We start from the raw sequence: 12,398 nt of genomic DNA on the forward strand, positions 1-12,398 counted from the left end.
GATTACAGACTCCTGCTATATATTTTACTCAGCCACAGCGATAGAAACCTCCTCCAGTGATTGTGGTGCGCTGGGTAACTCTAGACAATATCCCGCACCATATACCGTTTTGATATAACGGGGATGTCGGGGGTCTGGTTCGAGTTTGGTTCGCAAGTGGCGAATATGCACACGAATTGTTTCAATGTCATCATCAGGATCGTAGCCCCAAACTTCTCTGAGGATTTCGCTGGGGGAAACTGTCTGACCGTGACGTTGAAGCAAACAATGAAGTAACTCAAATTCTAAGTGAGTAAGTTTCACAGTTTCGTTAAACCAAATGGCCTCAAATCTTTCTGGAACGAGGGTTAGAGGTCCATAGTTGAGAATTTCGCTGTGCTTTGCTGCTTGGGGAATGCGGTCTGTGCGCCGCAACAATGCCCGGACTCTGGCTAACAGTTCTTCAACCTCAAAAGGTTTGGTCAGGTAGTCATCAGCACCAGAATTGAACCCTTCTACCTTATCCTGAGTTTGGCTTAAAGCGGTCAACATTAATACGGGAATTTCGGCGGTGCGTTCATCCCGGCGTAAGCGTTGGCAAACTGTAAATCCATCTACTCTGGGTAACATGAGATCGAGCATGATTAAGTCTGGTTGTAGCTGGAGGGCCAGCGCCTGACCTTTAATACCGTCTTCGGCTTGACTGACATCGTAGCCAGCCATTTCTAAGTTGACAGCAACGAGTTCTGAAATCGCTGGGTCATCATCTATGACAAGAATCCTTGGCATTCTTAAAAAATTATGACTACTTATTTAATGATAAATTAAGAACCTTTGATATATGCAAATATTTTTTGATTGAGATAGAAAAGATTTGCAATCTAAAATTATGTCATTGTGAGATTTAGCCTAGTTTACACCAAATTTTATCTATGAACATTGATTTTGCCTACAATCCACCTGTTTTTTTGCGAAATGGTTTTGCTATGACGGCTTACACCGCTTTATGGGCAGGAAGGGATTGGGAGTTTAGTACCCTACATCCAGAACCAGAATATCACGAAGTTAGATTTAAGGGGGGGCAAGATGTACCAATTTTTGGTTTGGTGGCTATACCCCAAAATGCTCACAGCACAATTGTCGCTACCTATGGGATTACAGGGGATTTGACTCAACAATGGTTTTTGCGTTTGTTGGGACGGAAAGCTTACGCTCAAGGATATGCGGTGGTGTTATTTGATTGGCGGGGGCATGGAAAAACGGCGGAATTATCGCCAAATTTGACTTCTGATGGGTTGTATGAGGGGGAGGATTTTGTGAGAATTGCAGCGAGCGCTGTGGAAATGGGTTGTCCGAATAGATGTTGGTTTGTGGGGTATTCGTTGGGGGGACAGTTGGCGTTGTGGGGGCTGAAAGCGGCTGGGGATTTGGGTTTGAGGGATGTTGATGTGGCTGGGGGGGCGGTGATTTGTCCGAGTTTGGATTCATGGCGATCGCTCACTTATTTAGTTAAACATCCTTTTGGTCGATATGTCGAATCGCGCATTGCTGGGGAGTTGAAAAAACTAGCTTGGAAAATATATCATGCTCATCCTGGTTATCTTGATTCTGCTGCGATTGAACGCGCAAATAGTATTTGGGGTTTTGATCAAGAATTGGTGATTGGGAAGTTGGGTTTTGATTCTGTGGAGGCGTATTATCAAGCCAGTAATGGTTTAAATATATTACCTGAGCTATCTAAACCAACTTTCATTCTTTATGCAGCAGATGACCCTTTATTTGATCCAACAATTATTCCTGATTTAGTGGCGGCTAGTGCTAGTAATCCGGCGATAGATTTATTACTTACTCCCTACGGTGGTCATGTTGGCTATGTGAGTAGTAAAAAATGTCAGCGTCAAGCTGAAGATCCTGATGAGTGGTGGGCTTGGAATCGGATTTTACAATGGATTTCAGATATTAGGAGTAATTGAACGCGGATAAACGCTGATAAACACAGATAAGGATTTTTATGTGCGGTTTCAGATAAAATTGGTATAGGTTTATTAATTTTGAATTTTCTAGGTTAATTGTGTTTTATTATCCTTGGCTACCTGCACCCCAAAATTTAGTTTTATCATCAGATGATGTGCATATCTGGCGTATTAATTTAAATCAGTCTGAGTCCCAATTACAATTCTTTCGAGATACCTTATCAAGTGATGAAATTGCCCGTGCAGAAAGGTTTTATTTTCCTGAACACCGTCGGCGTTTTATTGTTGGGCGTGGTAGTTTGCGGACAATTTTAGGGCGTTATTTGGGTGTGGAGGCATCAGAAATAAAGTTTATATATCAAAAGCGTGGAAAGCCTTTATTAGCTAATAGTGGATTGTTTTTTAATTTGTCTCATTCTCAAGATTTGGCTTTATTGGGCGTAAGTTATAAAGGATTAATTGGTGTAGATTTAGAGTATATCCGTTTGATGTCGGATTTAGAAGGTCTGGCCAAGCGGTTCTTTTTACCAAAAGAATATGAGTTAATTAAATTGCTATCTTTTGAAGAACAGCAACAGGTATTTTTTCGCTATTGGACTTGTAAAGAGGCTTATTTAAAAGCTACTGGAGATGGTTTGGTTGAGTTGGAGCAGATTGAGGTATTTCTTAAAGTCAATGAACCTGCTAAATTGTTGGTATCAGGAGATTGGTGTTTGAGGGAGTTGATACCATCTGAAAATTTTGCATCTGCGGTTGTGGTTCAGGGGAATATTGAAAATTGGCAATGTTGGGAGTATTAAATAGGAAGAGGGAAAACTAATGAATACGCTTTACAATTCTGACTTTTATGCTTGGACAAAAGAACAAGTAAAATTACTTCAAGAAGAAAAATGGGAAAAGTGCGATCGCTTGTACCAATAAACGGTATACCAAATGAGGAAAAAATTTATGCACAACATTAACCATGAATCTAAGAATCTGATAGATGAAGATATGCTGCCAGAATACGATTTTATAGGTGGTGTTCGCGGTCAGCACTATCAAGATTATCGTCAAGGACATACTGTTAAAATTCATCAAGAAGATGGTACAACAATTGTCCAGCATTATGATTTAACAGAAGGTTCAATTATACTTGATCCAGATATTAGGGAGTATTTTCCTAATGCTGAATCTGTCAATCATGCCTTACGTACTTTGATCAATTTAGTTCCTAGAACAATACCTTCACCAAAATCCTGAAATTGCCCACCCTTACTATAATAATAACTGAAATTACTTATCTTCCTGCATATTTCTGACAAATTTCGTCACTAAACTTCTAGGAAAAAACTTCACGCTTTTGGCTAAAAGTCTATTTATCAAACCAGGAATAATAATGATTTTGCCTTGCATTAAGCCACGATAACCAAGCTGGGCTACGGTTTGGGCATCCATCATTTTCTCACGTTTAACGCGCTTAGAGTCTGATGTTCCAGTTCTTTCATGAAATGCGGATACCGTTGCACCTGGACAAAGGACTGTGACGGTTACACCTGTGCCTTGTAATTCGTTAGCGATCGCTTCCGAAAATGATAACACATAAGCCTTAGTTGCAAAATAAACCGCCATCAAAGGGCCTGGTTGAAAAGCTGCCGCAGAAGCAACATTTAAGATTTTTCCCCTACCTTGTTTTACCATTTCCTTGAGAAATAATTTGGTTAAATGGGTGAGACAAACCAAATTTACCTGCAACATTTCCAGTTCACTACTCAGACTGGTTTCGTTGAATAAGCCATAAGTCCCAAATCCGGCATTATTTACGAGTACATCAATTGTTATTTCAGCTTGTTGTACTTCTGCAAAAATTTCTTCAGGTGATGTTGATATGGATAAATCTTTGATAATCGTTTGAATGATAATTCCAAATTTTTCTTCAAACTCGATCTCAATTTCTGCCAGTTTTAATTGATTTCTATCTACCAACACAAGATTATAGTTTTCAGCAGCAAAAATACAGGCCAATTCGTAACCAATGCCACTAGCTGCTCCAGTAATAAGAGCAGTTTGTTTGGATTGCACCTGATTTTTGATATTCATGTTCAAGGGTTGGCAAGATTAGCCAAATTAAAAGTGCTGAAAATTTATAGGGAGACAATAATACTCTCCCCCTAAATTATATTGAATCAAACTGTTGGACGTAAGTTGCTAGTTAGATCAGGTAAGGTGCGTCAGAAACTTACAATTAGTTATTTTAGCCTAAGTTATTCTGTCTGACGCACCCTACAGACGACTGTCCCCCTAAATTATATTTATTAAATCAAACTATTGGGTAAGAGTCAAGAAACCAGTCTGAATCAAATAAGAAGTGTAAGTCATCAATAATTGGGAATCAATTGGTGGACAAACAATGGAACTACCAGCGAGGGCATCTAAGGTTTCTTCACAACTAATAATGGGTCTTCTGGCTTGCAAATACAAATCAGGAATTGTGATTTGTTCATCAGACCAACGCTCTAATAAAAATGGACGCAAAGTATATAATGGATTATCTTGTGATGTCACATTATTAATTAACTCTGCTTGCCATTCTTCATAGGGAATCATTTTTAAAGAGAACCCAAAGGAGCGTACCCATTCAACTAAAGATTTTAAAGAAGCAGGTTGGGGATGTTGTAAATGGAAAGCTTTACCAATAGATGTTTCTTGCCGTGATAGATACACAACTGCTTTGCTGACATAATCTACAGGAGACATATCCAACATATAATCTACATCAGGGAAAGCTCCCATTTGTAAACAGCCTTTAATCATTAAATTGATGAAATCATGGGTGTTACAAATACCTGTTTGGCTATCTCCAGAAATTAATGGTGGTCTGTAAATGGTTACAGGTAATCCCCGACTGGAAGCGAGTTTAACTAACTTTTCTGCTACCCATTTGGTTTGAGAATAGCCTAAGAAAATACCTTGCCAATCATTAAAATCTTGTTGTTCTGTAACTACCTGTCCAGCATAGGCAGTTGATTCAAAAACAGCAACGCTAGAAACGTAATGTACAGGTTTAACTTTGGTTTGACAAGCTAAACGCAAAACTTCTTGAGTTCCTAATACGTTGGCTGCTTTTAATGCTGAATAAGGATAAACATAATTCAGTAAAGCAGCACTGTGATAGATGACATCAATGTTGGTAGCTAAGTTTTGAAATTGTTCTGCACCAATTCCTAAAAGTGGTTGAGCTAAATCACCGACAATGGGGATAAGTCGGGAACTATATTGATCATCCCAAAGTGCATATTGTTCGAGATTTTTTTCTAATTTGCTCTTGGCTTCTACTAAATCATTAGCACGCACTAAGCAATAGATATTAGCTTTGGTTTCTTCTAGGAGTCCTTTGATAATAAAAGCTCCTAAATAACCTGTACCTCCAGTTAAAAAGATGTTTTTGGGGTCATTGACGGAAACTCCAGATACATCACCCAGTTGGATAGTTGGGTCAAGTACAACTTCAGCCGCTAAGTCTAAGAAAGGAGGAGCAAAAACTGTTGTATTTTGTGATTCTGATGGTGATTCTTCAGCTAACCGGGCAGAAAGTGAGGCAATGGTTGGGTAATGCCATAGCAAGACGGGAGCGGGTTTAAATCCTAGTAAATGCTCTAATTTACTAATAATAATCATGGCTTGAGCAGAGTCTAAACCATAATTTTCTAAGTTTTCTTCTACGTCAATTTCTTCTGGTGTGGTATTGATCACTTCAGCTAGGTTTGAAACTAGGAAGGCTTGAATATCTTCGGCAGAAAAAGACTGTTTTAAATTCATTTTTTACATCTCCAATTTAGGGAAGGTGGTAGTTTTATTTGGCTGGATATTTGTTGGGTTTCGCTTGCGCTCTACCCAACCTACAATCATGATTAGTTACAGCGAATCGGTTGATATTGACTATAAACATTAGCCATTTGCAAACCCTGAATTTTTAAACTTTGAATCCGGTATAAATAGGCTGTACCCTGCATAATTTGGTTGGCGACATCGACGACATGACGATTATTTGGTTCAGCTAGGTAAGAACCGCGTACCCAGTCGTTAAAGCTCCCCATTGCGGGTCCGCACCAAATTTGATAATCAACTTCTCGACCTTTTTCACCGGAAGTAGACCAGCGTGAAGATAATCCTAAATACCAACGGAAAATCAAGGCCATTTTCAGTTTAGGATTGTTAACCGCTTTGCCCAATTTTTCAGGATTCTTTTGGGATAAATAGGCGGCTGTTCCTTCCCAAACTTCGGCAATGGTTTTGCGGAAAACTTGTTTTTCTAATTTCTCTCTTTCTGCTAGGGGAATGCTTTCAATGGAGTCATAAGTGCGATACAATTCGTATAGTTTTTGCGCCCGCATGGGGAACATTGTCCCGCGTTTGAGAACTTGTAATTTGACTCCCATTTCAAACATATCGGCGGCTGGAGCCATGATCATATCTGCCATTTCTGCTTGAGCTAGGAGTTTTTTGGTATGTTCACAAGCTCCAGATTCTACGCAAGATTGATTGATTGAACCAGTCATTATGTAAGCAGCACCCATCATAAAACTAGCTAGGGCTGATTCTGGTGTGGCAATTCCTCCAGCTACTCCGATTCTAATGGGTGTTTGATAATTATATTGTGTTTGAATTTCGTCGCGTAAAGTAATAATTGAAGGTAACAAACATACTAGAGGACGATTATCTGTATGTCCCCCAGAATCGGCTTCGACGGTAATATCATCAGCCATGGGAACTTGGCTGGCTAAATTTGCTTGTAGTTCTGTAATTAGTCCTTGTTGAAGTAATTCTTGGAGGATTCTTGCGGGTGCAGGTTGTAAGAATTTGGTCGCAACTTCACGACGAGAAATTTTGGCAATGACTTTATTTTTGATTTCGATTTGATTGGCTGAATTTAAACTTAGCCCTGCTACACGATAATAAACGATGTTGGGGGTTAGGTCTAAAAATGCTGAGGCTTCTACGGCTTTTACTTCATATTTGAGGTATAAGTCTACTGCACGCCTTTCAATGGCAAGATCGTTAGGGCTGTGAATTAAATTAAAGGCGTAGGGTCCTTGAGGTAGGGCTTGTTGAATACGGTTAATGGCTATTTCTAAGCGTTCTGGTGTTAACCCACCTGCACCAAAGGAGCTTAAAATCTTCTCTTTTCCTAGCGCAATTACCATTTCTTCGGAAGCTATTGCTCCAGCCATTGCGCCGGTCATGTAGGCGTATTTTACACCATAGGTGGTGAGAAAGTTGGTGTCTCCCAATTGTTGCAAATGGACAGGTGGGGCTGTGATTAACAGTTCTGTTGTGCTGTTATCGGCTGGGGCTAAGTAACCGTCGTTGGTAACGCCAATTTGCCCGGATATTCTAATTATATGGCAGGGTTTATCTAATGATAAAAGTTTATTTTTGATCTCTTTTTGTTCAAATGCCACACAATCTAATGAACCTTTCCATACTTGGTTTTGATTGTTTGACCAGGTGGAAAGTTTTAGACCGTTATTAGGTTTATTTAGTACCGTATCTACGGTTTTCACGGCAGTTATTCCTTTAGTAAAAAGTTAAATTCAACAAATATGATTCCTTTGGTAGCCCTGGAAACTGCAAACCAGAAGTGGTTGATAAATATAGTCCTCTGATTTGCTCATTGGACTATATTTGTGAGTAAACCGTTATCCCACAATCGTTTGACCCCACCCCTAGCCCCTCCCCGCAAGCGAGGAGGGGGACAATTAGTAAATGTACCTACAATTTTCTTTTAGTTTTCGTTGAGGAGGTTTTGAGCGCAGGTTAGTTGTAGCTGGATGATTTCGCTCATTTGTTGGCTGAATTGTTGTCTGGCTTGTAAGAAATTGGTGTGGGTTTTGGTCAATTGTGAGTTGTTGGCACTCAGTTTTTGATATTGGGCAATTTTTAAATCATTCATGCTAATTCTGTTTCCAGATTTTTGAATGGTTGGGGTTTGAGTGTTAGTTAACTCAGAAAATTGTAGTTGTTCTCTGGGTTGGGAAAGGTGTTCAATGATCGTTTTTGGGGGTATTGTTGGATAAATTTCTTGGGGGGGAATTTGGTTATACTGGAGGGTGTTGATAATTTTATACTCTTGATTTTTGTTGATGGTTTGTTCCGGTTTTTGGGAAGTGTGTTCTGCAAAGATTTTCCGGTTTTCTTCACTCAAAATAGTGGCGGTTATGGACTCACTACCTAGAGTTATTTTTCTCAGGGCGGCTTTGTTTAATTGGGCGTTTTCTGAGGATAAATTGTAAAGTGGAGATAGGTCTAGTTTGACTCGATGACTGAGTAGTTTGGCTAGTCCTTTAACAAGGGATGTATGGTCGTCTATGCCGCGACGATTTAGGGATACTGTGATGTGTTCTTGGTTGCCGAGAATTTTATCAATCCAGCGAGAACAAACGCTACCAGCACCAGCTTCTATGAAGATTTTTGTTCCGTCTGCATAAACACGATTAACTAAGCGTGGAAAGTCTAATTGTTGAGTTAATCCTTTGGCAATATTATGAGCAATTTGTTGGCTATCTAGTGTGGTTGGTTCATATTCGGCTGCTGAATAAAATGTAATGTCGGGGATTTGTTGTGCTGGTATGGTGTAAAGTTTTTCTAACTCTGGTGCTTCTGATTGCATTGCTTGACAATGAATCACATGATCGAAAGGAGCAGGAAAGGCGTTACAACCAAGTTTTTTAATGATTCGTTCACAAGCTGCTGGTTCACCGGCAATTAATACTTCTTCTGGGGTATTTATTTGGGTGAGGTAAACGCGATTTTCTGTTTTTAAACATTCTCTGACTTGTTCGGGACTGGCCATGAGAACGTAATTACTCCAGAAATTATTGTCTGAAGTTGGGGAGGTTTTCGGTAGTCCCCAATACTCACGCACGGCATTTTTTGGCCCGGATAATCTGTCACCAAATAAAGCTGAAGAGTTGAAGGTGTTGCTTACTTGATAAAAATCACTCCATACTCCTTGAGCAACCATCATACTTGTTTCACCTAAGCTATAGCCAAAGATGTATTTGGGTTTAACTTGAAAGTCGTTGGTGATGATTGTACTAATGAGTCTGGTAAAAAGCACTTCTGCTTCAAACATTGCTAGGGAATCATCAAACAATTTCTTTTCTAAGGTTTCTAGTTGTCTGGTGGAAAATTTGCTCAAGTTTCTGGGGAATACGAGAAGTTCAACGTCAGCAGCACGTTTGTAAAGACTTTTGATGATTACGTCGTCGAAGGCTTTGGGGAAAAGTCGGAAGAGGTTACGACCGATACCAACATAGGAGTTGACTGCTGCGGGATATATGTAAGCGATCGCTCCTTCTTTTCCTAGTGGTTTTGGTGTAAAATAACTACCGATGGGAGTTTGCCAATCTGTACCTTTTTCAATGGCTAAATTCACTCCTTTGCGTGCAGAGTCAATTTCTTTGAGTAGTTCTTTTTTGTTCCTTCCAGTAATCGCTAAGGCATATTTGGCTTCTGGTTGTTGTTGAAATTTCTCAAAGGTCTGTGTAGCAGAATTTTTAAGTATGTCGGCATTTTCGATGGTCTGTTGGAGTTTATCCAGGGACTCGAATAGGGTTGAATGTTCATTAGCAGCAAGGGGAAACAGATAAAATGGTCTGTCTTGCAAATAGCGGCTACTCGGTTCTGGTTGATTGCTTTCTTCTGATAAGATGACATGGGCAAAGGAGCCGTCACAACCAATACTATTAATGGCGGAAATTCTGCATCTGCCTTCTTTGGGAGAAAACCACGGTCTTGATTCTGTGGAGACGTAGAAGGGGCTTCCCGACCAAGTTTGGGGATTTTTGACGCTAGACCAATTGGGGGTGGCAGGAATGTATTTGTGATACATTGCCAAGGCTGTTTTTATTAAGCTGGCAATTCCTGACGCGACGTAAGTATGTCCAATGTTGGCTTTAACGCTGCCGATGGCACAGTGTAAACCATCACCGACTGGGGGATAAGCTTGGAGGATACCGTTAATTTCTGCTTCGTCTTGTTGGGGAATACCACTAGCGCAGACTTCTAAATAGTTGACTTCTTGGGGTTGAATACCTGCTTGTTGGAAGGCTTGATTGCAGACTTCGGTAATGGTGGCTACATCTACGGCCATGGAAGATGATTGACCAATGCTGATACCATCAATTACCGCGTAAATACGTTGCTGACTTTCCACTGCGGTATCATGGCGTTTGAGGACTACTGCCCCTGCACCTTCCCCAACTATCCAACCGTCGGCTTTTTCGTCAAAACTGAGGGTGTTGATTCCTGTGTTGATTTTACCCCATTGATTACGAAGTAAGACGTTTTCTATACCACCAGCTAAATCAACCGCACCAACCACAACTGCGTCTACTTCTTTGGTAGCGAGGAGCATTTGGGCTAATTCTACAGCTTTGAAACTGGCTGTTTCTACTGCACTGAGGGTAAATGCGGGGCCTGAGAAGTTCCACAGAGAAGACACTCGACTGGCCATGATGTTGGCAACGTAGCTGAGGTATTCACCAATGTCTACTTGATGGTGAACACTATCTTTAACAATGGTTTCTAAGTGGGAAATTTTTTCTGGGGGTAAGGAAATCTCGGCGGCGTTTAAACCGTCTTTGATTTGCCAAGATGTGTTCCAGCGTTGTTGTAGTTGGTGTACGGAGAGTTCGGTATCACAGGCAATGATTACGGCGACGTTACTACCTGGATTAATTTTCGCATCTTTGAGAGCGCGATCGCACACTTTTAAAAGTAATAGTTGTTGGGGGTTGAGTTTTTCTACTTCATTGGGGGGGATTTTGTACCCTAAAGTATCAATTTCAAAATCCGTAATGTATGCCCCCTGTGGTGCTTTACCGGCAATTATTCCATACTCTCGCAGTAGGTTTTCTTGCGCGTCTATGCCATGCCATCTTTTCTCAGGTAAAGGAATAAAATGCTGTTTTCCATCGTAAATACTGCGCTCAAAAACATCTAAATCATCGCATTGACCAAAAAAGGCATCCATGCCGACAATCGCCATTTTATCTAAATTCATTTGCTTATTTCCCCTGTTCCAAAATTAAATGAGAGTTTGTTCCACCAAAACCAAAAGCACTTAAAGCTGCGTATTTATTTGTCGTATTGCTAGGCCAATTTGTGGGTGTTCTGACAATGTTTTTGGCAGAAATTACGTGATTTTCTGAACCCACAGGATCAGTTACATTAATAGTTGGAGGAATAACGCCATGAGACATACTTAAAACTGTCTTTGTTATTCCCACCATGCCAGCAGCAACAAGTAAATGGCCAACATTTGATTTGGTTGAACCCACTAAAGGCGTTGGTTGGTGTTGACCAAAAAAGCCTTCAATTGAGTTACATTCGGTGGTATCTCCTAAGAGTGTGCCTGTAGCGTGACACTCTAAATAATTGATTGTTTGGGGGGAAATTTGAGCTTCTTCATAAGCCCTTTGGTATGCGGTGGTTTGTCCTTGAGCGTTGGGACTGAGGAAATGTTTACCTTTACCATCATTAGATAAGCCATTACCACAGATAGTTGCTAATATTTTATCCCCATCTCTAACCGCATCACTGTGGCGTTTCAGCATTACCATGCCAATACCTTCGGAGGTAATTAGTCCTCTAGATAATTTATCTAAAGGGCGACTAATTCCGTTTTCTGGATACCCTTGAATACCAGAAAATAGCATTCTTACAAATAAAGGATCGGCACAACTAATTGCCCCAGCTAACATTAAATCGGCTTTACCTGACCAAAGATAATGGGATGCCATTTTTATGGCGTAAAATGAGGAGGAGCAAGCAGCATCTATACAGGAATGAATCCCAGAAAGTGCGAAGGCTTTGGCAATAATGGCAGCAGGTAAACCGGAAATCATCGCATTGTAGGGTGATGCTTTGATTTCGTTTTTTGCACCAGCTAAACGGAAGTTTTGATTTTCTAAAAGTTCGCCAATTGCTGGTTCAATTGTTTGTTGATAAATTGGGGCAAAGATTTGATTGGAGAATTTGGTGGGGAAGGCTAGGTTTCCTAGTATTACACCACATTTGGCAAGGGCTGTTTGATTTCCTAAATAGCCACTATTAATGATTGCTTGTTTGGCTGCATAAAGTGACCATTTAAAGGTGTTATCTAGGTTTTCTAGAAATTCTGCTGGTAGGTTGTATTCACTAGCCTCAAATTTGAAGTCGCGGATAAATCCACCTTTTAAAAAGTAGATTTTTTCCGGTTTCCCTTTTTGGGAATCGTAAAATATGGAGGGTTCTACTCCTAAGTCGGTACTGTTAATTGCAGAGGTTGAGTCTTTTTGTTCGCTGAGATTCTGCCAAAATTCTTCGGGGTTTTTGGCATCGGGAAAGAGGCAGGATATCCCGATTATGGCTATTTTTTCCACTTTTGAAATCCTCGTTGGGGCATGAGCTTTGGTTAGGATT

10 protein-coding genes are annotated in these 12,398 nt (G+C 40.3%); 4 read left to right on the forward strand and 6 right to left on the reverse strand.

The genetic code is table 11. The annotated features are described in order from the left end of the window. Window positions 1-24: 24 nt before the first annotated feature. Window positions 25-768, reverse strand: a complete 744-nt coding sequence (locus tag VB711_RS05530) for a response regulator transcription factor (RefSeq protein WP_323284758.1) — start codon at window positions 766-768, stop codon at window positions 25-27. 143 nt (window positions 769-911) lie between these two features. On the opposite strand from VB711_RS05530, the gene VB711_RS05535 reads away from it, so the two are divergent. The 4 genes from VB711_RS05535 to VB711_RS05550 all read left to right on the forward strand — a co-directional run bounded on the left by VB711_RS05535 (window position 912) and on the right by VB711_RS05550 (window position 3,194). Next, window positions 912-1,952 (forward strand): YheT family hydrolase, encoded by a 1,041-nt coding sequence (locus VB711_RS05535; protein ID WP_323284759.1) that lies wholly within the window; start codon window positions 912-914, stop codon window positions 1,950-1,952. A 98-nt stretch (window positions 1,953-2,050) separates the two neighbouring features. After that, on the forward strand, window positions 2,051-2,752 hold the full coding sequence (hetI, locus tag VB711_RS05540) for a 4'-phosphopantetheinyl transferase HetI (protein ID WP_323284760.1): 702 nt from the start codon (window positions 2,051-2,053) through the stop codon (window positions 2,750-2,752). A 19-nt stretch (window positions 2,753-2,771) separates the two neighbouring features. Then, window positions 2,772-2,873: a DUF29 family protein gene (locus tag VB711_RS05545; protein WP_323284761.1), complete on the forward strand. Its 102-nt coding sequence runs from the start codon at window positions 2,772-2,774 to the stop codon at window positions 2,871-2,873. 27 nt (window positions 2,874-2,900) lie between these two features. Continuing rightward, window positions 2,901-3,194 carry a hypothetical protein gene (locus tag VB711_RS05550; RefSeq protein ID WP_323284762.1) on the forward strand — a complete coding sequence of 98 codons (294 nt, stop codon included), beginning with the start codon at window positions 2,901-2,903 and terminating at the stop codon, window positions 3,192-3,194. Window positions 3,195-3,227: 33 nt separating this feature from the next. Here VB711_RS05550 and VB711_RS05555 read toward each other — a convergent pair whose 3' ends face one another. The 5 genes from VB711_RS05555 to VB711_RS05575 all read right to left on the reverse strand — a co-directional run bounded on the left by VB711_RS05555 (window position 3,228) and on the right by VB711_RS05575 (window position 12,358). Beyond that, window positions 3,228-4,031, reverse strand: coding sequence for an SDR family oxidoreductase (locus VB711_RS05555; protein ID WP_323284764.1), 804 nt, complete (start codon window positions 4,029-4,031; stop codon window positions 3,228-3,230). 225 nt (window positions 4,032-4,256) lie between these two features. Then, window positions 4,257-5,750 carry a thioester reductase domain-containing protein gene (locus tag VB711_RS05560; protein WP_323284765.1) on the reverse strand — a complete coding sequence of 498 codons (1,494 nt, stop codon included), beginning with the start codon at window positions 5,748-5,750 and terminating at the stop codon, window positions 4,257-4,259. A gap of 92 nt (window positions 5,751-5,842) precedes the next feature. Beyond that, a complete protein-coding gene (locus VB711_RS05565; RefSeq protein WP_323284767.1) occupies window positions 5,843-7,495 on the reverse strand; it encodes a PfaD family polyunsaturated fatty acid/polyketide biosynthesis protein in 1,653 nt (550 codons plus the stop codon). A 221-nt stretch (window positions 7,496-7,716) separates the two neighbouring features. After that, a complete protein-coding gene (locus tag VB711_RS05570; protein ID WP_323284768.1) occupies window positions 7,717-10,998 on the reverse strand; it encodes a type I polyketide synthase in 3,282 nt (1,093 codons plus the stop codon). Between the two features lie 4 nt (window positions 10,999-11,002). After that, the gene (locus tag VB711_RS05575) at window positions 11,003-12,358 is read right to left on the reverse strand and encodes a polyketide synthase (protein ID WP_323284769.1); all 1,356 of its coding nucleotides are present in this window, start codon (window positions 12,356-12,358) and stop codon (window positions 11,003-11,005) included. Between the last annotated feature and the right edge of the window lie 40 nt (window positions 12,359-12,398).

The sequence above is a fragment of the Cronbergia sp. UHCC 0137 genome (genome assembly GCF_034932285.1).
In the GTDB taxonomy this organism is placed as follows: domain Bacteria; phylum Cyanobacteriota; class Cyanobacteriia; order Cyanobacteriales; family Nostocaceae; genus Cronbergia.

What these genes read in the sequence shown, in the direction of transcription:
- VB711_RS05530 (WP_323284758.1), bottom strand. Translation starts at nt 768, where the DNA reads ATGCCAAGGATTCTTGTCATAGATGATGACCCAGCGATTTCAGAACTC.
- VB711_RS05570 (WP_323284768.1), bottom strand. Translation starts at nt 10,998, where the DNA reads ATGAATTTAGATAAAATGGCGATTGTCGGCATGGATGCCTTTTTTGGT.
- VB711_RS05555 (WP_323284764.1), bottom strand. Translation starts at nt 4,031, where the DNA reads ATGAATATCAAAAATCAGGTGCAATCCAAACAAACTGCTCTTATTACT.
- VB711_RS05535 (WP_323284759.1), top strand. Translation starts at nt 912, where the DNA reads ATGAACATTGATTTTGCCTACAATCCACCTGTTTTTTTGCGAAATGGT.
- VB711_RS05560 (WP_323284765.1), bottom strand. Translation starts at nt 5,750, where the DNA reads ATGAATTTAAAACAGTCTTTTTCTGCCGAAGATATTCAAGCCTTCCTA.
- VB711_RS05545 (WP_323284761.1), top strand. Translation starts at nt 2,772, where the DNA reads ATGAATACGCTTTACAATTCTGACTTTTATGCTTGGACAAAAGAACAA.
- VB711_RS05550 (WP_323284762.1), top strand. Translation starts at nt 2,901, where the DNA reads ATGCACAACATTAACCATGAATCTAAGAATCTGATAGATGAAGATATG.